A 22,457-nucleotide genomic window follows, 5' to 3' on the forward strand; every position below is an offset into this window, starting at 1 on the left:
ATCCATCCTGGATGCCGGGCGGCTGAGGTGTCGGACCCGGACGCTAGTCTCGTGCGCATGGCAGTACTCGGAGCTCATGTGGACCAGGCGGACCTGATCGGCGAGGCACAGGCGCGGGGAGCGCAGCTTGCGCAGATCTTCATCGGGGACCCGCAAGCCTGGAAGGGGCACGCCGTCGGATACCTGGACGGTCCGGCCGCGCTGAAACAAGCCGCCGAGGACGCTGGGATCACGCTCGTGGTGCACGCCCCGTATGTGATCAACGTGGCCACCACGAACAACCGGATCCGTATCCCGAGCCGGAAGATGCTGCAGAAGCAGGTGAGCCTTGCTGCTGAGATCGGCGCCATCGGGGTGGTGGTGCACGGTGGGCACGTTCTCGCCTCCGATGATGAGGCGGCCGGCTTCGACAACTGGCGTAAGTGCATCGACCAGCTGGACGCAGAGGTGCCGATCTTCATTGAGAACACCGCCGGCGGGAACAAGGCGATGGCTCGCGGGGTGGAGAAGCTGGAGCGCCTGTGGGCTTCGGTGCTGGAGGCTGACGGCGGCGACCAGGTGGGATTCTGCCTGGACACCTGCCATGCCTACGCAGGCGGGGAAGAACTCGCCGGGCTCGTCGAGCGGGTCACGGCGGTCACCGGTCGGATCGATCTGGTGCACGCCAACGACAGCCGGGATGCATTCGACTCCGGGGCCGACCGGCACGCCAACCTCGGTCAAGGGTCGCTGCCAGGAGATGAACTCGTCGAGCTCGTCCGCCAAGCCGGAGCACCGGTCGTGGTGGAGACGCCGGGTGGCGTGGCCGAGCACGCTGCCGACCTCGCCTGGTTGCGTGAACGCCTCGGCTGACCCTTCGTGGGATGAACGGAACGAACCGCGTTCCCACGAATACCCGATCGGTCCAGTCGGTCAGGCGGCGGCGGCGCTGCGCGACACGGTGATCCCTGCCGTGGTCGGTTGTGGCTTGGGGATTGTTGTGGTCGTCGCGTTTGGTCTCGTGATCGAGGAAGGGATCCTGGGCGACGTGGTGCCCGAGAGCACACTGCGCTCGTGGATTCCCGCGACGATGGGCCTCCTCGGCGTTGCCATAGCTGTCGCCGGACTCACTGTGTGGCTTTGTGACGCCGTTATCTCGGTGTGTACTGCACGGGCTCTGGCACGGGTCGCGGCCCACGGCGGCGATGAGCGGGTGGTACCGATCTGGCACCAATGGCCGAGCACCAAGGTCAGCGTCGGGGGCGCGCTCGTGGGCGGCCTGATTGGGCTCATCGTGGTGAGCGTGCTCGTGGCTGTCGTGACGTTCTTTATGGGACTCCAGCACCCGGTGGTGTGGAACGTGACAACCGGGGCGGGCGTCGTTGTCGGACTTGCCTGGCTCGGGATCGTCCTCGTCCGCCGAGTGCTCCGGCCGATGTACCAGCGAGCAGCAGCCGAGGCACACGCGCACTGGCCCGCGCGTCTGCGCACGCGGGCACTGCGCCAGGCCCACCTGCTCGAACCGGGCGAGCATCGAGCCCGGCCTCCCGGCCCCGCCGCTCGCTCTGGCCGGGCTGCGAGCCGGGCCGGTGGCTTGCTGCTGGCCGCGACGATCCCATGCGCCGTTCTCGGCTTGACGATCCGCCAGCCCGGTGGAAGATACACCGAGCCACGGGAGTACGGACCCGAGCTCGAACGGATCATCGACATCAGCTTCGCCACGATGGCGGTGCTCGGCGTCCTGGGTGGGGCGGCAGCCATCGTGGGCGTGATCGTGCGCGGTGTCGTGAACACGCGCGAACGCGCCGCTCTCCACGCGCGTGTCGCGGACCCTGCCGCGGACCCACCTTCGCCAGTCGTGGTGGCACGACACATCCGACCGGATTCTCTCGATATCGCCGAACTGCTCGCTGGCATCGGTAGCGCGGCGAGTGTGGCCGCCTTCTCCGCACTGGTGGTGGCTGATGCCGGCCACGAATCCCTTGTGCACATTCAGCCGCTGATCCGCCTCGTGCTCGTGCTCACTCTCGCGGCACTGGTGCTGGCGTGGATCGCTCAACTCCTTGAGCGGGTTCTTGGCAGGCGATCACGCAACGTTCTCATCGCGCGCTGGCCGGCGCGGCGATTCCCGTCGGGTCGGTGAGCCCCGCTCAGCTTCACCGGCAGCGTGCGCCGGTTGCCTCGGGTGCGCCCCTGCTCAGCCCGTGCTTGACCGTTCGTGCCCCGTGATGGCGGCGTCCCACGCCTGTGTCAGTTCCCGCGCCCGGGTGCGCAGCTCATTCAGTCCGACGCCCGGGGCGAACAAGGAGCTTCCGATCCCGAACCCGGTGGCTCCGGCCCCCACCCACTCCGCCATCTGCTCGGCTCCGACGCCACCGACCGGGATGAGCTCGACCGCAGGCAGGACCGCCAGCCAGGCGCGCATTCCGGCCAGGCCCACCTGCTGGGCCGGGAACAGCTTCAGTGCCCCGGCTCCCGTGTCGATCGCTGTGAACGCCTCCGAGACGGTCGCCACCCCTGGATAGCTCGCCAGCCCCGCAGCCACGGTCGCGGCGATCACCTCGGGGTTGGTGTTCGGGGATACCACGAGCTGACCGCCGGCCTCCTTCACGGAGGTGACCTGCGCCGTCGTGAGAACGGTGCCGGCCCCCACGCGCGCGTCCTGCGGAAGCGACTCTCGCAGGATCTCGATGCTGCGCAGCGGCTCCGGAGAGTTCAGCGGCACCTCAAGCGTGCGGAAGCCCGACTCGTAGAGCACGGATCCCACCTCGGCCGCGTTGGTGGGCTCGAGTCCGCGCAAGATGGCGATCAGACCGGTCATCAGTGAGCTCCTTCGATCAGCCCGGCCTGTCGAGCCAGGTGAACCAGCGCGGAGGAGGTGACGTCCTCCGGGGCAGGCTCAGCCCGCACACCGGCCAGGGTCAGGGCACGCCGGTAGCGGTCGGTGAGCCCGGCTGAAGCCACGACGGACACCGTCTCCGGCTGGTCGCCAAGCCAATGCAGCGCACCCGCTATCTCGCTGCCGATGAGCACTCCGGACAACTCCTCACGCACCCGCTCCGGTGGCACCTGCTCCAGCAGGGCGCGAGCGCGGACACCAAAGGCCAGGGCCGCGGCACCGAGACCCGCCCCGGCCAAACCGTGGTGCACGCCCATCTCAAAGGCGGGCCAGTCCGGCGCCTCCGGCGCCTGCGAACCGACGACCTGCGCGAGCGTGCCGTGGGTGGTCAGCAGGGCGAAGAGCTCACCGGTCATGGCCGTGTGGAAGCCGGTGAGGCTGCCGTCGGTGAGCAGGGCCCACTTGGTGTGAGTGCCCGGCAGTGCGACCACACCGTCACGGTGACCGGCCAGCACCAGGCCCAGCAGCTGCGTCTCCTCCCCGCGCATCACACCACCGTGGGTGCACACGCCGGGCACCAGGTGCACCGGACCCCAGGGTCCAGCCACCTCCGTCAGGGGTGCGCCGTCGAGCAGGTCCACCGGGGTCGGAAGGTAGGGGGCCTCGCGCCATCCCTTCGCGCTGCCGACCATGCCGCACGCGATCACAGCAGGTCGGGTGGCGGCCCAGCTCCCGGCGAGGCGGTCGAGCGTGAGGGTGTACGCGCTGGGCTCCTGCCCGACCGTGAGGATGCCCTCGTGGCTGTGCGTCGAACCGAGGACGGTGCCGTCCGCGGCGACGGCGGTGAGGCGGACCGAGGTGGTGCCCCAGTCGACGGTGAGCAGTGCAGGTTCCACGCTCTCTACCCAACCGTGAACGGGTGCCGGGTGTCGACCTCGTCCGGCTGCCGGGACGAGCATGGTGAGTTCTGCCCGTGCTCGCGGGCGCCGCCGGGCCCGCTATAGCGCTAGATTCCTCCTCATGGTGATCTGGCGTGGCTGGGGTATCCTCGGCCTTCTGTTCGTTCTGCTCGTTGGTGTCGGCCTCGGCGGCCTGTTCCGCCTCGTGATCGGAGACGAGTACGAGCCGCTGCCGATCGGGCTCGGTCTCGCCGTCGCAGGCGTCATCCTGTTCTTCGTCGGGCGGTGGTTCCAGGCCTGGGACGCGCGCCGACGTGCGGACAAGTACATCGCCTCGCGGCGCCCGGAGGTGGAGCAGACGGTTGCGTCCGGTCGGTTCCAGCCAGTGCCCGGGTACCAGCCGGCCAGCCGCGAGGAGGCTGAACAGCTCGCAGCCGAGATGCTGGAGAAGGAACATGCGCAGGTCGTTCGGCGCTTCCGCGGGCATCACACCCTGTTCTTCATCCCGATGCAGTACTTCGGGCTCGTGATCGCGGTGCTCGGCGGCGCGATCGGGGCTCTAGGACTCGCTGGCTGAAGCCTGACCACGCACGGACCGACCACAACAACGAAACGACGCCCCCGCAGCCAGGCTGCGGGGGCGTCGTGCTGAGTTCGTCTCGCCGCTACTCGGCGATGGCCTCGTTCGCGGCATCCTGCGCCTGCTGCAGCGCCTCCTCCACCGGCAGCCGCCCAGCGAACATCTCCTCGAAGTACGGGGCGATCGCGTTCGCGCCGGCGTTGGCCCGCGGGCCCAGGGGAGCGGCGATCGTCTGACCTTCAGCGGCGGCGATGAACTCCGAGGTGTCCACGCCCTGCTCTTCCCAGTAGCTGATGAAGGACTCCTGCGCACCGGTCGCGGCCGGGAATGCCGCGCCATTGGCACCGAGCGGTTCCTGACCCTCAGGGGTGCCGAGCCAGCGGAGCACCTCCAGGGTGGCGTCCATGTTCTCACTGTCAGCGTTGCCGACCGCGGCGACGCTGTGCACCACGCTGACCCGACCTTCCGGGCCCTCCAGCATCGGTGCCAGCCCCCACTCGAACTCGGCATCGGCCATGTGCGGCAACGAGTACTGCCCTGACTGGAACAGTGCCATCCGCCCCTGGACGAACAGATCGCGGGCGAGATCGCCGTTCTGGTTCGTCTCGGCCGCTGACGGGGAGACGTGGTGGGTGTTGATCAGGTCCACCAGGTACTCGAACGACTCGACGCCGGCGGGGCTGTTGAAGGCGTACTGGTCGCCGTCCTGGTACTGGGCGCCGTTGGAGCCGAGGAAGTCGATGTAGATCGCCTGCAGATCGTTCTGGGCGTTGAAGGCGTACTGCTCGATGCTGTCCGGGTCGAAGCCGTCCTCGGCGGCGGTCGCGCCGCTGGAGTCGACCGTCAGGTCCAGGGCTGCTGGAAGGAACGTGTCGTTCTCACCGCTGGGGTCCCAGCGCAACGTGGCCGGGTCGATACCGGCCTCCTCCAGCAGGTCGGCGTTGTAGAACAGCGCGATCGAGTCGGTCAGCTGGGGAACGCCCCAGACTGCCTCGTCCCGGGTGTAGAGCTCGACGGCGGAGCTCACCAGGCCATCGTTCTCGCCCAGCTCCTCGCTGACGTTGATGAGGTTGCCGTTGTCGGCGTAGATGCCGAAGTTCGAGGTGTTCGTCCAGAAGATGTCAGCCATCGTGCCGGAGCCGATGTCCTGCGGCAGGCGGTCCCAGTAGTTGGCCCATGGGACGGTCTCGACGTCGACCGTGATCTCCGGGTTCTCGGCCGTGAAAGCGTCGAACGACTCCTCGTACGCAGTGGCCGCGGCTTCGTCCCACAACCGGAAGGTGACCGTCGTCGTGCCTTCCGAGTCCTCGCTGTCGGGGTCTGCTGAACTGCCGGGCGAGCAAGCCGCCAGCGTGAGTGCGGCGACGCCGAGCGTCGCGATGCCGATCCCGGCCCGGGTCCGTGTGGGGGTCCTCATCGATTCGTCATCCCTTCCTCAATATCGCCCGGCACCGAGCCGCGGCGATCTGTGGGAACGGTAACCGTGGATTGGCCGCGTGTATGCCCTCGCGCGTCCATGCGAGGCGAATCGTTACCTTCCGCAACGCTGAGTACTGCGGCATCGGCGCTCGCGATGCCGCAGTTCTCAGCGGTCGGCTTGAGGCAGTAGCGCTGTCAGCGACCCGCGGGAGCCGGTTCCAGCGTGATCGGCTGCGCGGCAGGAGTGCAGCACCCGCCGCCCTGCTCAGGCTCGTCGAACAAGCCCGCTCCGCCACAGACTCCCGTATCGGGCAGCTCCAGCTCCACCCGTTGTGCCGCCTCCTCGTCGCCCGCCAGCTGGGCGACGACACTGCGCACCTGCTCGAACCCGGTGAGGGTGAGGAATGTGGGGGCCCGGCCGTAGGACTTCGCGCCGACGATGTAGAACTCTGGTTCCGGGTGAGCCAGGTCGGCCGCGCCGGTCGCGGCCACGGATCCGCAGGAGTGGATGTTCGGATCCACCTCGGTGGCTACGCGCGGCGGAGCCTGCAACCGGACATCGAGGTCGAGGCGCACCTCGGACAAGAACGTGTGGTCGGGCCGGAAACCGGTGAGCACCACCACGTGGTCGGCGCGATCCAGCCGGCGGCCGTCCTCGGCGCTGACGATCACCGAACCGTCGACCAGGTCGATCCGCTCGGTGCGGAAGCCGGTGGCGAGCTGCACCAGACCGGACTCGACCGCCCGCTTGGCTCGCTGACCCAGGGCTCCACGTTCCGGCAGTTCGTCCGCCTGGCCGCCGCCGAACGTGTCGCCCACCTGTCCCCGGCGCAGCACCCAGGTGATGCGCGTGGTGGGGTCTCGCCGAGCCACGCGGGCGAGGTTCGCGATCGTCGTCGCGGCGGAGTGGCCGTTGCCGATCACGACGGTGTGCCGGCCGGCGTAGCGGGAATCCGCCTCGGGGATGCGGTAGGTGAGTATTCCGCCGGTGGCCGCGTCGCGTTCTCCCACCGCCGGCAGTCCGTCGGCACCGGCGGGGTTCGGGGTCGACCACGTTCCGGAAGCGTCGATCACTGCGCGCGCCTCGACGCGCTCCTCTCCGTTCGGCGTTTCGATGTGCACGGTGAAGGGCTGATCCTCGCGCCCGGAGTCCACCGAGAGGTCGCGGCCCTTGCGTCCGACACCGACCACACGGGCCGAGTATCGGACCCGATCGCCGAGGGCGGCCGCCAGCGGCTCCAGGTACTCCGAGACCCACTGGGCGCCGGTGGGATAACCCTGATCCGGTGCGCTCCATCCAGTCCCCTCCAGCAGCCGCCGGCTGGCGCCGTCGATCAGCTCCGGCCAGGGCGAGAACAACCGCACATGACCCCACTCGTCCACCGCTGCAGCGGGCTGGCGCCCGGCTTCCAGCACCAGCGGTTCCATGCCTCGCTCCATGAGGTGGGCTGCGGCGGCCAGGCCCTGCGGGCCGGCTCCGATGATGACGACGGGGTTCATCACTGTGCTCCATTCATCGACGTTCTTCGATGAGTCGAGCATCCACTTCAGATCGACAGATGTCAATATGACGGGCAGAATGATCGGTATGACCGCCACCCGGACCATCGTGTGCTGCACCGAGGTCGGCCCAGCTCTGGCTGGACGCGACGTGGAACGGATTGCCACCGTGTTCAAAGCACTCGGCGACCCCACCCGGGTGAAGCTGCTCTCGCTGATCGCTGCCAGCGATGCGGGGGAACTGTGTGTGTGCGACCTGACCGAACCCGTCGGACTGTCCCAGCCGACTGTCTCCCACCACATGAAGGTGCTCGTCGACGCCGGTCTCGTGCAGCGGGAGCAGCGGGGCCGGTGGGCGTACTACCGGCCGTCCACGGAGGTGCTCGTGTCGGCGACCCGCGAACTCATCGGTACCCAGCCCTAACAGCCCGGCGGCCGGCGCCGTAGGCGTTGATAGCCGGCCTGCCGCGTCAGTCACAATGTCGGTATGCCACGTCGCGTCCGCCATCGAGACGATGAGTACTTCGCGCTGACCACGTTCCGGCGAGATGGGACGCCAGTGTCCACTCCGATCTGGCTCGCCCCCGCGGACGGGCGACTGTACGGGTATACGCCGAGTCGTTCGTGGAAGGTGCGGCGGATTGCCCGGGACCCGCGGGTCGAGTTCGCGGAGGCGACGTTCCACGGCGTGCCGACCGGCGCCTGGCGACGCGGGGAGGCTCGGGTGATGTCCGGTGCAGAGCTGCGGGTGGCGAAGCGGGCGATGACGGCCAAGTACGGCAACCGATTTCGATGGTTCACGATCGTGACGCTGCTGGGCCGGCCGCGCCGGCGCGGTGGTCGTGCGGTCGGACTTGAGGTGACTGTGGACCGGGAAGGACTCTCGCGCGCGACGTAGGTCAGCGATCGCCGTCGATCACGCCTGCAGCCCCACCGGGTGAGTCCGCCGAGGCGCCTCGCAGCCGGAACGCCACCGGCGCGAACGCCGCGATTGCCACCGCCAGCACCGCGAATCCCCACGTGTAGCTCGACGCCGCCACCACCAGACCGAGCAGCACCGCACCCACGCCGACACCACCGTCGTAGGCGATGTTCCACACCGTGCTCGCCGTCCCCAGGCCGTTTCGCCCGGCCCGGGTCATCACCGTGACCAGCGAGTCGTTCTGCACCGCCCCGAAACCGAACCCGAAGACGGCAGCGGCCACGACCGTCAGCGCACCGGCCTCTGCCCCGGTGGTCAGCGCCACCCCGAGCATCCCGATGGCGCTGATCACCGCGGCCGGCAGGAGCAGCCGGCCGGCACGTACCCGGTCCCCGATCCGACCGGCCAGCAGCCGCCCGAGCACCATCAGCGCCGACAGCGCGAACAGCGCGACGGTGGCCGTACCCGGGTCCGGCACTGCGATCGGTACGAAGGTCATCGCGCCACCGAGCGCGACAGCCGTGGCCGCGAAAACTGCGGTCGGAGCCAGGAACTTCGCCCAGGTGCGCATCGGCAGGTGCCCGCTGCCACTGCCGGACCCGGCGTGGGAGCGCCCGCCGGAGATCGCGAACGCCAGTGGGACCGCGAGCACCGCCAGCACGCTGGCAGTGATGAACATCGGCGCGAAACCCCACGTCTGCGCGAGCCACACACCGGCCGGCAGGGCGACCACGTTCGGGAGCCCAGCCGCGACGCCGTACACACCGGTCGCCGTCGCGAGCTTGCCTGCCGGTGCGAGCTCGGCGGCGAGGGCCGCCCCGGCCACTACCACGAGGGCGAACCCCACTCCACGCACACCGGAGATCAGCACCAGTGGGGCTACGGCCGTCGATGCGAGGTAGGCGGGTGTGGCCACGCCGAGCAGCAGCGATCCCACCACGATCATCTGCCTCAGCGTGGCGATCCGGAAGATCCACCCCATCGCGAGCTGGGTGAGCACCGTGGTGGCCATCATCGCGCCGGTGATCGTGCCCACCAGCGCCTCGCTCGCACCGCCCTCGGCCGCCCACAACGGCGCCACCGGAAGCATCAGTGCGTAATTCGCAAGCGCGCCGACCGTGGCAACCAGCAGCAGCACCATGTCACGGTGGAAGAGGCGGTCCGGCGCGGTGTGCACCCTCCCTGCCTATCGCATCCGGGCCCACCCGTCACCTTTGCCATCGCCGCGGCATACGCTGGCTCGGTGACCTTCACCACCCGTCCCGAGCTCACCGGCACCCATGGCATGGTCGCCTCCACCCACTGGCTCGCCTCCGCCAGTGGGATGGCGGTCCTGGAAGCCGGAGGCAACGCGTTCGATGCCGCGGTCGCCTCCGGTCTGGTGCTGCACGTGGTCGAACCGCACCTGAACGGCCTTGGCGGCGATATGCCGGTGCTCTGCCACGAGGCGAGCACAGGCCGGACGTTCACGGTCTGCGGCCAGGGCGTGGCGCCGTCGTCGGCTACGCCTGAGGCGTACGCAGCGCACGGCATCGAGGAGATCCCGGGCACCGGACTGCTCGCGGCCACCGTGCCAGGAACCTTCGGCGCCTGGATGCTGATGCTGGAGCGCTACGGCACGATGAGGCTGCGCGAGGTGGCCGGGTACGCGATCGGATACGCCCGCGAGGGGTACCCCTTCCTCGCGCAGGCCGCTGCCACCGTCGCTGGACTGGAGCAGGTGTTCGGCGATCACTGGTCCGCCTCCGCTGATATCTATCTGCCCGATGGCAGGCCTCCGGTCGCGGGTGAACGGTTCCGCAATCCCGTGCTGGCGGCCACGCTCGAACGCCTGGTGGCCGAGGGGGAGGCGGCCGGGCCGGGTCGCGAGCAGCAGATTGAGGGTGCGCGCCGGGCCTTCTACTCCGGGTTCGTGGCCGAGCGCATCGACGCCTTCGCCGCGACAGAGCAGTTTGATGGTGTGGGCGACGGGGCCCACCGCGGCTTCCTCACCGGCGCCGACCTGGACGCCTGGCGCGCGCGCGAGGAGGAGCCGCTCACGGTCGACTTCGCTGGGGTGCAGGTGGCCAAGACCCAGCCATGGGGTCAGGGGCCGGTGCTGCTGCAGCAGTTGGCCATGCTGGAGACCTTCGATCTGGCGGAGATGCCGACCGCTGACCTCGTGCACACCGTCACCGAGGTGGCCAAGCTCGCCTTCGCCGACCGGGAGGCCTGGTACGGGGATCCCGAGTATGGCGACGTCCCGATCGAGGACCTGCTCAGCCCGGACTATGCCGCCGAGCGGGCACAACTCGTGGGCAACAGCGCCAGTGGCGAGCTGCGCCCCGGCAGCCCGGGTGGCCGGGCGCCGCGTCTGCCGGCACGGGTACTGGCCGCGATGTCCGACGGCGGAGCCTGGCCGGACGGGTTGGCCACCCCTGGTCAGGGGGAGCCAACCGTCGCCCGTGGCGACACCTGTCACCTGGATGTGGCCGACCGGTGGGGGAATGTGGTGGCCGCAACTCCGTCGGGTGGGTGGTTGCAGTCCTCCCCGACGATCCCCGGGCTCGGATTCGCGCTCGGTACCCGGGCGCAGATGTTCTGGCTCGAGCAGGGTCTGCCGTCGTCGTTGGTGCCGGGGGCGCGGCCGCGCACCACCCTGAGCCCGGGGATGCTCCTGGGCGAGGGCAGGGTGCTGGGGTTCGGAACGCCCGGCGGTGACCAGCAGGACCAGTGGACCGTGCCATTCCTGATCAACCATCTGGTGCTCGGTATGGGCCTGCAGGCAGCCATCGATGCGCCGTCCTGGCACTGCACGCACTGGCCCAGCTCGTTCGCGCCGCGGGTGGCCCAGCCACGCGGGATGCGGATCGAGGGGCGAGTCGGTGCCGAGGTGGTGGCCGAGCTGCGGCGCCGGGGGCATGAGGTGGACGTGGCTGGGGAGTGGTCCCTGGGCAGGCTCAGTGCCGCCGGCACCGGGACGGACGGGATGCTCCACGCGGCGGCGAACCCGCGTGGGATGCAGGGGTACGCCGTCGGCCGCTGACGATTGATCTCGAGGCAACAGGGTGCACCGATTCGGCGGCGGTGCGTGTCCCCGCGAGAATGGGGGAATGACACACACCCCCCGGCACATCGTGGTGATGGGCGTCTCCGGCAATGGCAAGAGCACGATCGGTGCTGCGCTCGCGGACCATCTTGGCGCGGTCTTCCTGGAGGGCGACGAGTTCCACCCGGAGGCCAACGTAGCCAAGATGAGCGCCGGAACGCCGCTCACCGACGACGACCGGTGGCCCTGGCTGGACGTGCTCGCCGCCGAGATCGCCCGCCGGGCCGCGGCCGGGGAACGCACCGTGCTGGCCTGCTCGGCTCTGCGCCGCGCCTACCGCGACCGGCTGCGGGCCGGGTTGCCTGACCTGTTCTTCGTGCACCCGGTGGCCGACTACGACACCATCCATGCCCGGATGCAGGCCCGGGACCACTTCATGCCCCCGGCACTGCTGACCTCTCAGTTCGACACGCTCGAAGCATTGCGCGACGACGAGTCCGGCGAGGTCGTGGATGCCACAGCGCCGCCGAACGTCGTGATCGCGGAGGCGATCGCCGCGGTCGACTAGAGACCGCGGTCCCCGCCTACCACTCGCGCTACCGAGCCTCCGATGCCGGGGCGAGCGCGTCCCGGTACGTAGCCACCGCCGAAGCAGCGTCGCTCATCACCAGGTCCGCGTTGATCACGGCACCCGCCTGCGCGCCCGCCGCGGCCGCCGGCCCGACCTGCGCCGCCATATCGGTGACATTCCCCGCCGCCCACACGCCCGGGACGTCCGTCTTCCCCGTCATCGCCTCCACCGGGATGTGCACGCCCATCCCGCTCGGGTGCTCGGTCGGGGTGAGGCCGAGGCTGGTGAGGAAGCCCGCCCGGGCCACCATCCGTGTGGCGACGGCGATCGCCTCCCTGGCCACGAGGGTCCCGTCGGCGAGGCGTACGCCGGTGATGGTTCCCGCGGACTGTTCGACCGCCGTCACCTGGCCCTCGACGATGCGGATGCCAACGGCAGCCAACTTTTCCCGCTCCTCGGGCGCCAGGGCGGCCTCGTGGGAGAAGACCGTGACGTCGTCGGAGAGCTGGCGGAACAACAATGCTTGGTGCACTGTCATCGGGCCGGTGGCCAGCACCCCGATCGCCCGGTCGCGGACCTCCCAGCCGTGGCAGTACGGGCAGTGCACGACGCCGTGGCCCCACTGCTCGGCCAGTCCGGGTACGGGTGGCAGCTCGTCCACCACCCCGGCGGTGACGAGGATGCGGCGCGCCCGGGTGGTGCGTCCGTCGGCCAGGCGCACCTCGAAGTCGCCCACGCTCCCGACGACGTCGCTCACCTCCCCGGAGAACACCCCGCCTCCGTAACTGCGCACCTCCTCCTGACCGCGCGCGATCAGCTCGGCCGGGGGAGTGCCTTCGCGGGCAAACAGCCCGTGCACGGCATCGGCCGGTGCGTTGCGGGGCTGGCCGGCATCGATCACGGCCACGCTCCGGCGTGAGCGGGCCAGCATCAGCGCGCCGTTCAGTCCGGCGGCGCCGCCGCCGATCACGACGACGTCGTAGGAATCCTTCAACTGGGTCATGGGGACCACCTCCTGCAACTCAGAATGCGTGCCGCCCCCCCATACTGGCAAGCATCATTGCCGATATGGCAAACTCGGATGATGGACGACGAGCTGGAGCAGGCGCTGGAGGGCATCGGAACGCGGTTACGTGCCCTGCGCACCGAACGTGACATCACCCTCACCGAGCTGGCGCGAACCACCGATATCTCGGTGAGCACGCTCTCCCGGTTGGAGTCGGGCTCGCGCAAGCCCACGCTGGAACTGTTGCTGCCCTTGGCACGGGCCTACGGCGTCTCGCTGGACGAGCTCGTCGATGCGCCGCCCACCGGCGATCCGCGGATTCACCTCAAGCCGGTGAAGGCGCACGGGATGACGATGCTGCCGCTGACGCGTCGCCCCGGTGGTATCCAGGCCTACAAGCTGGTGATCCCGGCCGGGCCGATCGCTCAGCCTGAGCCGAAGACGCACGAGGGGTATGAGTGGATGTATGTACTCAACGGGCGGTTGCGGGTGGTGCTGGGCGAGCACGACCTGGTGATGGAACCAGGAGAGGCGGCCGAGTTCGACACCCGCGTGCCGCACTGGTTCGGCTCGGCCGACGGTGAGGCCGTGGAGTTCCTCAGTCTGTTCGGCACTCAGGGGGAGCGGGCGCACCTGCGGGCTGCGCCGCGCAAGCGCTCCGGGGGGTAGGTGCCTTCCTGGCCCACCTCCTGCAGTGCTCTGGGCGGGCGGGAGGTGATGGTCAGGCCCGCCCTCGCTCAGCGCTGCTCGCTCACCAGCAGCGCATGAGCTGGCCCGTCGAGGGCTTCGAAGGTGTGGGGTTCGGTGCCGTTGTAGGTGATGAAGTCGCCCGCCTCCAGGGTCTCCTCGGCGCCGACCGGTCCTAGCCGGACCCTGCCGCTCGCGATGTACACGTGCTCGATCGTCCCCGCTGCATGGGCCGCCGCGAGATGTGGCTGTCCCGGCTCGGCTGTGATGCGGAAGAGGTCGCGGCGCGCCCCTGGCGGGCAAGCTGCGAGCAGCGTGGCGAGGTAATCGGCGTCGGTGGCCTGCACCGAGGGCCCCGAGCCGGCGCGGATGACGTCCACCGACGCCCGCGGCGGTGCGATGAGCTGAGACAGCGGCACACCCAAGGCGGTCGCGAGTGCCCACATGGTCTCCAGGCTCGGGTTGCCGGCGCCTGCTTCCAGCTGGGAGAGCGTGGACTTCGCGACGTTCGCCAGTCGCGCCAGTTCGGTGAGGCTGTAGCCGCATCGCACGCGTTCCCGGTGGATGCTGGCCGCGATCACCTCGCGTGGTAGCCCTTGCACCATGTTCGCTAGAACCTCCATCGTGTTCGACTTGCCGAACGCCCATTGTCTGGTTCATCATAACGATCATGCGTTCGGATCGTCGAACACTCGACAGGCTCGGGGTGGTGAATGTGGCCGGATCGGCATTGCGGGACCCGCTCGTGCGCGGCGGGCTCTCCATGGGTCTGGCGGTCGCCCTCATCGGTATCGCCTACGGCGCGCTCACCGTCGACGGCGGCCTGCCGGTCTGGCTCGCGCCGCTCCTTGGTCTCGTGGTGCTGGCGGGCGCCTCCGAGATGCTGTTCGTGGGATTGGCTGCGGGTGGCACCAGTCCGTGGCTGGCCATGGTCGCGGCCCTGCTGGTCAACACCCGGCACCTTCCGTATGGGATGGCGGTCCGGCGCCTCCTCGGGCGAGGCTGGTCCCGCGTGATCCGTACGCATGTCATGAACGACGAGTCGGTGGCCTACGGACTCGCCCAGCGCGATCCGGACCGCGCTCGCCGTGCCTACGCGATCGCCGGCTTCTCCGTGCTGGTCGGCTGGCCCGCCGGAGCCCTGGCCGGTGGGTTGCTCGGCCGGGTGATCGACCAGCAAGTCTGGGGGCTCGATGCCGTCTTCCCTGCCGTGATCCTGGCGCTACTGTTGCCCGCACTGCGTGAGAGCCGGTTGCGGCTGCCGGTGCTGGTGGCGGCGGTCGTCTCGGTGACAGCGGTGGCCTGGGCCCCGGCCGGGCTCGCCCCCGTCCTGGGGCTGCTCGCCCTCCCGCTGGTGCTGCTGCGGAGGTGGCGTCATGCCTGAGCTGCTGACTGTGGTGCTCGCCGGCCTCGGCCTGGCCGTGGGGACCTATGCCATCCGTACGACCGGTGGTGTGGCGGGTGAACTGCTGGAGTCCCGTCCGCGTGTGCAGGCATTGATGGAGGATGGAGCCGTCCTCGTCCTTGCCTCGGTCATGGCTACCGCCGCCCTCACCGACGGCGCAGCGTTCGCTGGGTATGCCCGCGTGGCCGGCGTGGCGCTCGCCGGTGTGCTGGCCTGGCGTGGAGTGCCGCTTCCCGTGGTGCTGGTGGTGGCCGCCGCCAGTGCGGCCGGGCTGCGCGCGCTGGGGGTGGCGTGACTCCGGCTTCTACCGTCGTTGCCGACGTGTGCGCTGGGCAACGACGACGGCGATGCCACCGCCGATCATCACGAGCGCCGCGATGGACCACGCGAGCACGTCGCTTCCGGTCCGGCCGAGTTCGGACGGAGCATCGTTGGCGGATCCGGCTGTGCCTGAATCGCCTGAATCGTCCGTTTCCTGAGGATCGGGATCCGGTACGCCCGGTTCCTCGGTGCCCGGATCCGGCTCCTCGGAGTCGGTGCGGGTGACGTGCGCGACGAAGGGCTGCGAGGTGACGGGCGAGAAGTTGTCGGTGCCGGTGTAGACCGCCACGAGGTGGTACGTGCCGGGGGTGTCGAAGACTGGTGCGAGCTGTGCGGCACCCTCGGAGTCGAGCGTCGCACTCGCGATCAGTTCCCCGCTCGGATCGCCTTCCCGGAGTTCGACCGTGCCGCTCGGGGACGCGCTCGACGTCGTCAGGGTGGTCAGAGTCGTCAGGGCGGACGAGTCGAACTCGGCACTCACGGAGACGGCCACGGGAAGTGCATCTCCTGCGACGGCCTCCGCGGATGCGTCGACGTCGATCACGGTGCTCGCCCGCGACATCTCGTACGTCACGGTGCCCGATGCATCGAGGTGGTGGTCGTCACCGGTGAACTCGATGGTGTCGGTGTGCTCACCAGCGTCGAGGCCGGAGACCTCGAAGTGAGCGACGCCGTCGTTGATCTCGACGGCCTCACCGTCGCGCGTTGCGGTGCCGGTCTCGATCGCCGGGCACAGCGCGCTGCCCGGATCGCTGTCGCACGCGGCCGGGTCGATCTCGGCGAAGAACCTCGCCGAAATCTCCACCGGACCTGGGTACACCCACCCGCCGTCGGGCGGTTCGGCCAGTGGCAGCACGCGCACCGGTGCCTTCTGCACGGTCCTGTGGAGCTCATCGGAGGTCGACGTGGCATACCGCGCCTCATCGCTCTCGAACGTCGCCGTCAGGGTGTAGTCACCGGCCGGTAGCGAGGTGTCGAGTGTGGCGACGCCCGCGATGTCCACCGGCGTGGTGCCGAGTTCGCGGGAGACACCGGCCTCATCCACCGCGGTGAACGTGACGGTGCCTGAGAGGGGAACGATCCCCAGCTGCTCGTCCCTCGTCGTGACTGCGAGCAGCCGTACCGGCTCGCCATCGACGGGCCCGGAGTCGCGGATCGGACTGGATGCCGCGAGCGAGGTCGTCGTGCCGACGACGTGTTCGTAGATCCGCACGACGCCGTCGTCGTTCGCATAGTTCGTCAGCTGCGTCGATTCGTTGAGGACCGCCCCGCCGCCGTCCGGCTCAGTCATCCAGAGCACGCCTGGTTCGGGCACGGGAATCTCGCGGTAGCCCGAACCGAAGTCCGGCGCATACACCCGTGTGGTCAGTTCCTCGTCCGCCTCGGCGTCCGTGGTGCCCGGGTGCCGCACGAACTGCACGTCATAGTTGTGATTGGTGATGATGCTCGGGGGATCCACATTCGTCAGCGCGATCACCCCGTTGTTGACGATGGTGCCGGTGCCGGCGATCCGCCCGGCGCCGATCGGGTCCTCCACGGACCCCAGGATCTGCCCGGTCGGGCCGACGGTGAACTCGCCGTCGTCCCAGATCAGGTCGCCGTCGAAGATCGGGGTGCGGGTGTAGAGGGTGCCGTTGATGACGGCGATCCCGTCCCCTGAGCCCCATGTGCCACCGATCGCTGTGGCACCACCCGCAGCGATGAGCGTCGCGTCCGGGCCGAGCGTGAGGCTGCCGCCGATCCCCCCGTTGGATCCGCCCACTGCTGCGGATTCCACCATGGTGCTGCTGGTGGCCAGGACGTAGGCCTGATCGGTGATGGTGACCGTGCCGCCGTTCCCGCTCACCTGGACGTCGCCGATGTCTCTGTGGAAGCCGCCGCCGATCGCGGCACCGTCGCCGGCTCGGGCGCGGACCGTCGCATTGCCCGAGATCTCGATCTCGCCGGCATGGGTGTTCGCATGGTTGGTGCTGCCTCCGATGGCTGCGTCGCGCCCCAACCCGCGGGCATACACACCGATATCTCCGGTGACCGTCAGTTTCGCACCCAACGGCACGGCGATACCCTCAAACGCTTCGAGCCAGCTGCACTCGTCCTCGGGATACGCTTCGGGGTCAGCCATGACGTCCAAGTCGCAGCCCGGCCCCACGGTGTTGGTGATGGTGAAGTGGTTGCCGGGTTCGACGATCATGCGCAGTGAGGGCAACCAGCCGAATCCGCGCAGATCGAGGGTGAGATCGCATTGCACCCTGGCGTTGGCGATGGAGTTGTCGTACTCGCCGCCGTCGCCGGGCACAACGATGCTCCCATCGATGCAGTCTGGGCCGAGAAGTTCGTGCGCCTCCTCCCAGGTGTCGAACACCCGAACGTCCGCGGCGAGTGGAGCGACCGCGGTGTCATCCGGTGAGGATGGCGGGTCCTGCGTGTCCGCGCCGGCGGCCTGTGGAGCGATCGCGCCGGTGATGACCGCCGCGGTCGCAGCGATGACGGCGAGCGTGCGGGTCATTCGTCGCGCTGCGATACGCATGCGTGACCTCTCCCTGTGCTGGTCGGTCTCGGAACCCCGTCAGCCCCGATCTGGAGAATATAGTCCGCTTAAGGGTTTGGGCAACCGAGGCCGCGGTGAACTCCTGGCGACCTTGTCACGTATCAGGGTCTTCTTGGGCCACTCTTAAGCGTCGGAAGGCTCCGCGACCCGCGTGGAGCCGCCGGAGACGAAACGGAGCGGATCGATGACTCGTCACGCAAAGACTGCCCGGTGGGCCACCCTGGTTGCCGTGGTCGCGATGGCCACGGTGACCGGATGTAGCGGCCTCATCGAGGGAGGTGTCGAGCGGGTCGTCGAGGAGGCCGCCGAGGCCGAGGGCGAGAACGTCGACGTCGACCTCGACTCCGAGGACGGTGGGTTCGTCGTCGAGAGCGACGAAGGGTCGTTCTCGGTTGGGGGCGATCTGCCGGACAGCTTCCCCGCAGACGTCCCCTTGATCGAAGGTGAGATTCTCAGCGCTTCGGCCATGGAGTCCCAGGAAGGGTCGGGCTGGGCCGTTCAAATCCAGGCAACGGGTGAGGACGCCTTCGAGCGCGCCGAGCAGTCGCTACGGGACGCGGGCTTCGGCGAGTCCGAGGAGTCGTACTCGATGAGCTCGGGGGATATGGAGATGGTGGGCCTCGCCAATGATCAGTGGCAGGTCACGCTCAGCTCCATCACGAGCGAAGGTGTGGTCAGCTACACCGTGATCGAGCTGTAGCGCGGGCGCACCTCCTGCCGGACCCGCCGGCGAAACCTATGATGAGGTCGACAGGAGGTGGCCTCATGCGTCGGATCATGGCCGGGATCGCAGCATCGCTGCTGCTCGTCGGTTGTGGTGCCAGCGCTGAGGATCCCGATGCCACCACGCTCGGGCCGGACGGCTCGACCAGTGCAGAGTCAACCACCGACGGCGCGACGGCCGACGCCGACCCGCAGCAGTCCTGGGACGAACGCTACGGCGACCTATCCGACCAGGAGCGCGCCGCCGTCGAGGACCTCGCCGAACGACTGAGTGTCTCCTACGACCAGATCGCTCCTGAGCCGCTCGAGGAGGTCACCTGGCCCAACGGGGCGATCGGCTGCCCCGCTCCCGGTCAGTCGTACACGCAGGCGCTGGTCGAGGGCTACCGCCTCATCCTCACCCACGACGGTGAGGAGTACGCCTATCACGCCGCCGAGGACGGTGAACTGTTCTACTGCGCTGACCCGGCCGGCGACGCAGGGTCCGGTACCGAGGCCGAGTGAGCCGGTGGCGGCAGGCGATGAGTGTCACCTCACACCGGCGCCAGTTCGGCCCCACCCTCCCCCGCCGTTAGAGTCTGCGGTGGAGGGAGTCGCCACTTATGCAGGCCGACGGAACGTCGTTACAGGACATCGCCGCGGAGGCCCATCGCCGCCGCACCATCGCCGTCATATCCCACCCGGACGCAGGAAAGTCCACGCTGACCGAAGCGCTGGCCCTGCACGCCCAGGTGATCGGGGAGGCGGGCGCCGTGCACGGCAAGGGCAACCGGTCCGGCGTCGTCTCGGACTGGTTGGAGATGGAGCGCAAGCGCGGCATCTCCATCACCTCGGCTGCGCTGCAGTTCGCCTGGGGTGACCTGACGATCAACCTGCTCGACACCCCCGGCCACGCCGACTTCTCCGAGGACACCTACCGCGTGCTCACGGCGGTCGACTGTGCCGTGATGCTGATCGACTCCGCCAAGGGCCTGGAGCCGCAGACCTTCAAGCTGTTCGAGGTGTGCAAGCGCCGCAACGTTCCGGTGATCGCGTTCATCAACAAGTGGGACCGCCCCGGGCGGGAGGCGCTGGAACTGATCGACGAGATCACCGAGCGCCTCGACCGGGATCCTCAGCTCGTCACCTGGCCTGTGGGGATCGGCGGCTCAGAGTTCGGCCTGCTCGATGTGGCCTCCGGGGAGGTACACGCCTACCGGAAGGCGCCCGGCGGTGCTCAGCTCGCGGAGGACGAGACCCTCGATCCTCCGGCCGCGGCCCAGCACTTCGGCGGGGACGACGCCCGTGCCCGTGAGGAAGCCGGGCTCCTCCCCGTGCTCGACTCCAGCGCTCCCAAGGCCGCCGTGATGCCGATCCTGTTCGGCGCCGCGCTCAGCAACATCGGCGTACGCCAGCTGTTCGAGACCATCGACCGGTGGGCACCCGCTCCCGGTGACCGCCCGACGCGCAGTGGCGACGACCGGCCCGTCATCGGGGCCTTCTCCGGCTTCGTGTTCAAGATGCAGGCAGGGATGGACCCCAAGCACCGCGACCACGTCGCCTACGTGCGGGTCTGCTCCGGGGTGTTCGAACGCGGCATGATCCTCACCCATCAGCCCACCAAGCGAGCGTTCGCCACCAAGTACGCCCTCTCGATCTTCGGCCGCGACCGGGAGGTGACCGATCGCGCCTACCCAGGGGACGTCGTCGGGCTGGTGAACGCCGCCAACCTCGCCGTGGGAGACACGCTCTACGACCCTGAGGGGCCGGCGGTGGAGTTCCCGCCGATGCCGGCCTTCGAACCGGAGCACTTCGCCTCGGCGCGCGTGGCCGACCCGAGCGCCTCCAAGAAGTTCCGCCGGGGGATGGACAAGCTCGTGCAGGAGGGTGTGGTGCAGCGCCTCGTCTCCGACCTGCGCGGTGACGGGAACCCGATCCTGGCCGCGGTCGGACCGCTGCAGTTCGAGGTGGCCGCTGACCGCATGGAGCACGAGTTCGGTGCTCGACTGATCCTGGACACCCTGCCGTACTCCCTCGCCCGGAAGATCGACGAGGCCGGCGCTTCCGAGATCTCCGGGATGCACGGGGTGGAGATCGCCCGCCGCCACGACGGCACCCGCCTGGCCCTGCTGCGCGACATCTACCTTGCCCGCTCCATCGGCCGCACCCACCCCGACGTGACTCTCACACCGCTGCTCGCCGACGCCACCTGATCGCTGCTCGCCACACGCCACCGCGGCGATCCCGATTGCGGTGGCCGTGGCGGCGTTGATCGTGCGGGAACCGGAGCTCGGGATCAGTCGTACGGTCTGAGCGGAGTGGACGATTCGCAGCGAACCAGAACGCCACCGACGAATCTTCCTACCGCGCCAGGTCTGGCCAGCGACGACGCAGTTCCGTTGCGAACCCGCGGAGATTGATGCGCTCGAAGTGCCCGAGCAGTTCGAGCAGGGTCAGGCCGGGCCGAGCGGTCTCGGCCGCCTGCCGCTCGAGAGCGCGCCGCACCAGTTGTGGGTAGACGTCAAGCTGGTCGAGAAGGAATTCGTCGGGATGCACCGCGACCAGGTTGCTTCGGGGAAAGCGCTCTGCATGGCGGCAACTCGTGTGACGGCCTTCTCCTTGGCGATCCGCTCGGCAAGATTTTCGGACGAGCTCATTCATGACGTCGACTGACCAGTGCGGCCTGACGACGTCTGCCTCCGCCAGTCTCAGGAGCGTGTCAGTGAGAGACGCCGGGTAGAGGACATTGGTGTCCAGGAAGACCGGGAAGAGCATCCGTCACCGTGTTTTCGGCGGCGGGCCGTCGAGCAGGTCGTACAGGCCGTCGTCCTCCGCGTCGCGGGCCATCTCATCCAGCGCTGCCGCGCGTTCGTTGCGCAGCTGCTCGGCGTATGCAATCAGATCGTCGATGCGGACGTAGCGGTGGCGCCCAGGTTTGATGAAGGGGATGGCGCCAGACTCCAGGAGCTTGACCAAAGTTGGCCGGGAGATGCCGAGGTAGTTGGCGGCCTCCTGGGTGGTGAGTTGGGCGTTGAGGGGGGCCACGTGGATCGCAAGGCCGTGCTTCATCGCTTCGTAGACCTGGAGCAAGATCTCGAAGGCTTCTCGGGGCAGCGGGATTTCCTCGTTGTGAGGACCGATGAGCGCGGGTCGCTCAGTGGTTGCCGCCGCCATGGCTTCGAGTTGTTCGGCGAACTTTTCCGTGACGGACTCTGTCTCGGACGAGGGGACGTAGGTTCTTGGGCTGCCGGAGTTCGCCGGCCGGGCCGGGTTGGCGGTAGGCATGAACCCAGCGTAATCGAAAAAAACGAAACGCGGAGGTTACACGTGGATCGAAGACCCCGTCGGCAGCACTGGCTTCAGCGTGTAGCGCGAGTTCCCCCAGGTCACGTACAGCAGCGGTGCAGCCGCCAGCCCGACGGCGAGGGCGGGGTGGATCACGAAGAGTCCCCCGAGCAGGGCGAACACTGCGAACGACGCCAACGTCAGGTACCAGCGCCGCACACCCAGGTAGAGGGAGGCGCGCAGGACGTCACGCAGCCGGGCATCCGGGCGCTCGACGGTCGCGACCAGGGCGAGCAGCGCCGTCGAGGCGGCCAGCGCGAACAGCACCACGAAGAACGGGGTGAGCACCGCACCCCACGGTGAGCCCCACAGGGCGAGCACATCCACCACGAGCACCACCGCCGTCAGGGACAGGCCCAGCCCGAGACCGAGGGAGCGGCGCAGGTGCCGTGCCCACGAGCGCCAGAACGTGCGGATGACCTCCGTGCCGCGGGTGGTGGAGTAGTGCGTGAAGACGGCGAAGGCAGCGGTGAGTGCGGGCGTGGCGAGCACGCCCGCACCCAGTAGCGCCGGCCACGAGGTGACCGGGTCGGTGCTGACCAGCAGCACCAGCAGCGGGATCGTGGCGAGCAGCAGCATGGCGTTGGTGCCGAGTACCAGGTACCCGACGCCGATCACGGTCTCCCAGGTGTCGGCGGAGGGCATGCGCAGCAGGCGCCTGCGCGCCGGCTGCCCGCCTCGCCCGGTACCCGCCATGCTCGCCATT

General features: G+C 69.1%; 24 protein-coding genes. 13 read left to right on the top strand and 11 right to left on the bottom strand.

All coding sequences use genetic code 11. From position 1 onward, the window contains the following. Window positions 1-57: 57 nt before the first annotated feature. Together IM660_RS01225 and IM660_RS01230 are read left to right on the top strand one after the other, a co-directional pair. Entirely contained in the window at window positions 58-852 is a 795-nt protein-coding gene (locus IM660_RS01225; RefSeq protein ID WP_193497638.1) for a deoxyribonuclease IV, read from the top strand. Further along, entirely contained in the window at window positions 836-2,122 is a 1,287-nt protein-coding gene (locus IM660_RS01230) for a hypothetical protein (RefSeq protein WP_193497639.1), read from the top strand. Before IM660_RS01225 ends, IM660_RS01230 begins: the two co-directional genes overlap by 17 nt. A gap of 54 nt (window positions 2,123-2,176) precedes the next feature. Here IM660_RS01230 and IM660_RS01235 read toward each other — a convergent pair whose 3' ends face one another. Continuing rightward, complete coding sequence (locus IM660_RS01235) at window positions 2,177-2,800, bottom strand: 2-dehydro-3-deoxy-6-phosphogalactonate aldolase (protein ID WP_193497640.1); 624 nt, start codon at window positions 2,798-2,800, stop codon at window positions 2,177-2,179. After that, window positions 2,800-3,714: a 2-dehydro-3-deoxygalactonokinase gene (locus IM660_RS01240; protein WP_193497641.1), complete on the bottom strand. Its 915-nt coding sequence runs from the start codon at window positions 3,712-3,714 to the stop codon at window positions 2,800-2,802. The genes IM660_RS01235 and IM660_RS01240 overlap by 1 nt, the downstream gene beginning before the upstream one ends. Before the next feature lie 124 nt (window positions 3,715-3,838). On the opposite strand from IM660_RS01240, the gene IM660_RS01245 reads away from it, so the two are divergent. Continuing rightward, window positions 3,839-4,294, top strand: coding sequence for a hypothetical protein (locus IM660_RS01245; RefSeq protein WP_193497642.1), 456 nt, complete (start codon window positions 3,839-3,841; stop codon window positions 4,292-4,294). An 88-nt stretch (window positions 4,295-4,382) separates the two neighbouring features. Here the strand turns inward: IM660_RS01245 and IM660_RS01250 are convergent, their stop codons facing one another. Continuing rightward, window positions 4,383-5,714 (bottom strand): ABC transporter substrate-binding protein, encoded by a 1,332-nt coding sequence (locus tag IM660_RS01250; RefSeq protein WP_193497643.1) that lies wholly within the window; start codon window positions 5,712-5,714, stop codon window positions 4,383-4,385. Window positions 5,715-5,911: 197 nt separating this feature from the next. Continuing rightward, window positions 5,912-7,216, bottom strand: a complete 1,305-nt coding sequence (locus tag IM660_RS01255; RefSeq protein ID WP_193497644.1) for an NAD(P)-binding domain-containing protein — start codon at window positions 7,214-7,216, stop codon at window positions 5,912-5,914. 88 nt (window positions 7,217-7,304) lie between these two features. Between IM660_RS01255 and IM660_RS01260 the strand changes: the two genes are divergently transcribed. Together IM660_RS01260 and IM660_RS01265 are read left to right on the top strand one after the other, a co-directional pair. Beyond that, complete coding sequence (locus tag IM660_RS01260) at window positions 7,305-7,640, top strand: ArsR/SmtB family transcription factor (protein WP_246465079.1); 336 nt, start codon at window positions 7,305-7,307, stop codon at window positions 7,638-7,640. Between the two features lie 63 nt (window positions 7,641-7,703). Next, window positions 7,704-8,114, top strand: coding sequence for a PPOX class F420-dependent oxidoreductase (locus IM660_RS01265; protein WP_193497646.1), 411 nt, complete (start codon window positions 7,704-7,706; stop codon window positions 8,112-8,114). A 1-nt stretch (window position 8,115) separates the two neighbouring features. On the opposite strand, the gene IM660_RS01270 is transcribed toward IM660_RS01265, so the two are convergent. Continuing rightward, window positions 8,116-9,315 (bottom strand): MFS transporter, encoded by a 1,200-nt coding sequence (locus tag IM660_RS01270; RefSeq protein ID WP_193497647.1) that lies wholly within the window; start codon window positions 9,313-9,315, stop codon window positions 8,116-8,118. 108 nt (window positions 9,316-9,423) lie between these two features. On the opposite strand from IM660_RS01270, the gene IM660_RS01275 reads away from it, so the two are divergent. Both IM660_RS01275 and IM660_RS01280 read left to right on the top strand, forming a co-directional pair. Further along, window positions 9,424-11,163, top strand: a complete 1,740-nt coding sequence (locus tag IM660_RS01275; protein ID WP_193499162.1) for a gamma-glutamyltransferase family protein — start codon at window positions 9,424-9,426, stop codon at window positions 11,161-11,163. A 67-nt stretch (window positions 11,164-11,230) separates the two neighbouring features. Further along, the gene (locus IM660_RS01280) at window positions 11,231-11,734 is read left to right on the top strand and encodes a gluconokinase (protein ID WP_193497648.1); all 504 of its coding nucleotides are present in this window, start codon (window positions 11,231-11,233) and stop codon (window positions 11,732-11,734) included. Between the two features lie 28 nt (window positions 11,735-11,762). Here the strand turns inward: IM660_RS01280 and IM660_RS01285 are convergent, their stop codons facing one another. After that, on the bottom strand, window positions 11,763-12,740 hold the full coding sequence (locus IM660_RS01285; RefSeq protein WP_193497649.1) for an NAD(P)/FAD-dependent oxidoreductase: 978 nt from the start codon (window positions 12,738-12,740) through the stop codon (window positions 11,763-11,765). Window positions 12,741-12,821: 81 nt separating this feature from the next. On the opposite strand from IM660_RS01285, the gene IM660_RS01290 reads away from it, so the two are divergent. Next, the gene (locus tag IM660_RS01290) at window positions 12,822-13,412 is read left to right on the top strand and encodes a helix-turn-helix domain-containing protein (protein ID WP_193497650.1); all 591 of its coding nucleotides are present in this window, start codon (window positions 12,822-12,824) and stop codon (window positions 13,410-13,412) included. 68 nt (window positions 13,413-13,480) lie between these two features. On the opposite strand, the gene IM660_RS01295 is transcribed toward IM660_RS01290, so the two are convergent. Then, window positions 13,481-14,053 (bottom strand): helix-turn-helix domain-containing protein, encoded by a 573-nt coding sequence (locus tag IM660_RS01295; RefSeq protein WP_193497651.1) that lies wholly within the window; start codon window positions 14,051-14,053, stop codon window positions 13,481-13,483. A gap of 47 nt (window positions 14,054-14,100) precedes the next feature. Here IM660_RS01295 and IM660_RS01300 point away from each other — a divergent pair, with 47 nt between their 5' ends. Beyond that, window positions 14,101-14,814, top strand: coding sequence for an AzlC family ABC transporter permease (locus IM660_RS01300; protein WP_193497652.1), 714 nt, complete (start codon window positions 14,101-14,103; stop codon window positions 14,812-14,814). After that, window positions 14,807-15,130 carry an AzlD domain-containing protein gene (locus tag IM660_RS01305; protein ID WP_193497653.1) on the top strand — a complete coding sequence of 108 codons (324 nt, stop codon included), beginning with the start codon at window positions 14,807-14,809 and terminating at the stop codon, window positions 15,128-15,130. The genes IM660_RS01300 and IM660_RS01305 overlap by 8 nt, the downstream gene beginning before the upstream one ends. 9 nt (window positions 15,131-15,139) lie before the next feature. On the opposite strand, the gene IM660_RS01310 is transcribed toward IM660_RS01305, so the two are convergent. Then, the gene (locus IM660_RS01310; RefSeq protein ID WP_193497654.1) at window positions 15,140-17,683 is read right to left on the bottom strand and encodes an Ig-like domain-containing protein; all 2,544 of its coding nucleotides are present in this window, start codon (window positions 17,681-17,683) and stop codon (window positions 15,140-15,142) included. Window positions 17,684-17,888: 205 nt separating this feature from the next. Here IM660_RS01310 and IM660_RS01315 point away from each other — a divergent pair, with 205 nt between their 5' ends. The 3 genes from IM660_RS01315 to IM660_RS01325 all read left to right on the top strand — a co-directional run bounded on the left by IM660_RS01315 (window position 17,889) and on the right by IM660_RS01325 (window position 20,619). After that, complete coding sequence (locus IM660_RS01315) at window positions 17,889-18,404, top strand: hypothetical protein (protein ID WP_193497655.1); 516 nt, start codon at window positions 17,889-17,891, stop codon at window positions 18,402-18,404. Between the two features lie 65 nt (window positions 18,405-18,469). Beyond that, window positions 18,470-18,931 (top strand): hypothetical protein, encoded by a 462-nt coding sequence (locus IM660_RS01320; protein WP_193497656.1) that lies wholly within the window; start codon window positions 18,470-18,472, stop codon window positions 18,929-18,931. A 98-nt stretch (window positions 18,932-19,029) separates the two neighbouring features. Further along, window positions 19,030-20,619, top strand: coding sequence for a peptide chain release factor 3 (locus IM660_RS01325; RefSeq protein WP_193497657.1), 1,590 nt, complete (start codon window positions 19,030-19,032; stop codon window positions 20,617-20,619). A gap of 148 nt (window positions 20,620-20,767) precedes the next feature. Here the strand turns inward: IM660_RS01325 and IM660_RS20045 are convergent, their stop codons facing one another. From IM660_RS20045 to IM660_RS01340, 3 genes are read right to left on the bottom strand one after another with little or no spacing between them, the layout of a single operon-like run. Beyond that, window positions 20,768-21,181, bottom strand: coding sequence for a VapC50 family PIN domain-containing toxin (locus IM660_RS20045; protein ID WP_484593307.1), 414 nt, complete (start codon window positions 21,179-21,181; stop codon window positions 20,768-20,770). Between the two features lie 3 nt (window positions 21,182-21,184). Then, window positions 21,185-21,691 (bottom strand): helix-turn-helix domain-containing protein, encoded by a 507-nt coding sequence (locus IM660_RS01335; RefSeq protein WP_193497659.1) that lies wholly within the window; start codon window positions 21,689-21,691, stop codon window positions 21,185-21,187. 36 nt (window positions 21,692-21,727) lie between these two features. Continuing rightward, the gene (locus IM660_RS01340; RefSeq protein WP_193497660.1) at window positions 21,728-22,447 is read right to left on the bottom strand and encodes a DUF624 domain-containing protein; all 720 of its coding nucleotides are present in this window, start codon (window positions 22,445-22,447) and stop codon (window positions 21,728-21,730) included. Window positions 22,448-22,457: the final 10 nt, after the last annotated feature.

The organism is Ruania alkalisoli (genome assembly GCF_014960965.1).
In the GTDB taxonomy this organism is placed as follows: Bacteria; Actinomycetota; Actinomycetes; order Actinomycetales; family Beutenbergiaceae; genus Ruania; species Ruania alkalisoli.

Bases quoted from the DNA above. Each gene is read 5' to 3' on its own strand.
- IM660_RS01340 (WP_193497660.1), bottom strand. From the start codon at position 22,447: ATGGCGGGTACCGGGCGAGGCGGGCAGCCGGCGCGCAGGCGCCTGCTG.
- IM660_RS01250 (WP_193497643.1), bottom strand. From the start codon at position 5,714: ATGAGGACCCCCACACGGACCCGGGCCGGGATCGGCATCGCGACGCTC.
- IM660_RS01235 (WP_193497640.1), bottom strand. From the start codon at position 2,800: ATGACCGGTCTGATCGCCATCTTGCGCGGACTCGAGCCCACCAACGCG.
- IM660_RS01225 (WP_193497638.1), top strand. From the start codon at position 58: ATGGCAGTACTCGGAGCTCATGTGGACCAGGCGGACCTGATCGGCGAG.
- IM660_RS01275 (WP_193499162.1), top strand. From the start codon at position 9,424: ATGGTCGCCTCCACCCACTGGCTCGCCTCCGCCAGTGGGATGGCGGTC.
- IM660_RS01285 (WP_193497649.1), bottom strand. From the start codon at position 12,740: ATGACCCAGTTGAAGGATTCCTACGACGTCGTCGTGATCGGCGGCGGC.
- IM660_RS01320 (WP_193497656.1), top strand. From the start codon at position 18,470: ATGCGTCGGATCATGGCCGGGATCGCAGCATCGCTGCTGCTCGTCGGT.
- IM660_RS01300 (WP_193497652.1), top strand. From the start codon at position 14,101: ATGCGTTCGGATCGTCGAACACTCGACAGGCTCGGGGTGGTGAATGTG.
- IM660_RS01325 (WP_193497657.1), top strand. From the start codon at position 19,030: ATGCAGGCCGACGGAACGTCGTTACAGGACATCGCCGCGGAGGCCCAT.
- IM660_RS01260 (WP_246465079.1), top strand. From the start codon at position 7,305: ATGACCGCCACCCGGACCATCGTGTGCTGCACCGAGGTCGGCCCAGCT.
- IM660_RS20045 (WP_484593307.1), bottom strand. From the start codon at position 21,181: ATGCTCTTCCCGGTCTTCCTGGACACCAATGTCCTCTACCCGGCGTCT.
- IM660_RS01295 (WP_193497651.1), bottom strand. From the start codon at position 14,053: ATGGAGGTTCTAGCGAACATGGTGCAAGGGCTACCACGCGAGGTGATC.
- IM660_RS01335 (WP_193497659.1), bottom strand. From the start codon at position 21,691: ATGCCTACCGCCAACCCGGCCCGGCCGGCGAACTCCGGCAGCCCAAGA.
- IM660_RS01245 (WP_193497642.1), top strand. From the start codon at position 3,839: ATGGTGATCTGGCGTGGCTGGGGTATCCTCGGCCTTCTGTTCGTTCTG.
- IM660_RS01280 (WP_193497648.1), top strand. From the start codon at position 11,231: ATGACACACACCCCCCGGCACATCGTGGTGATGGGCGTCTCCGGCAAT.
- IM660_RS01315 (WP_193497655.1), top strand. From the start codon at position 17,889: ATGACTCGTCACGCAAAGACTGCCCGGTGGGCCACCCTGGTTGCCGTG.
- IM660_RS01290 (WP_193497650.1), top strand. From the start codon at position 12,822: ATGGACGACGAGCTGGAGCAGGCGCTGGAGGGCATCGGAACGCGGTTA.
- IM660_RS01310 (WP_193497654.1), bottom strand. From the start codon at position 17,683: ATGCGTATCGCAGCGCGACGAATGACCCGCACGCTCGCCGTCATCGCT.
- IM660_RS01265 (WP_193497646.1), top strand. From the start codon at position 7,704: ATGCCACGTCGCGTCCGCCATCGAGACGATGAGTACTTCGCGCTGACC.
- IM660_RS01305 (WP_193497653.1), top strand. From the start codon at position 14,807: ATGCCTGAGCTGCTGACTGTGGTGCTCGCCGGCCTCGGCCTGGCCGTG.
- IM660_RS01255 (WP_193497644.1), bottom strand. From the start codon at position 7,216: ATGAACCCCGTCGTCATCATCGGAGCCGGCCCGCAGGGCCTGGCCGCC.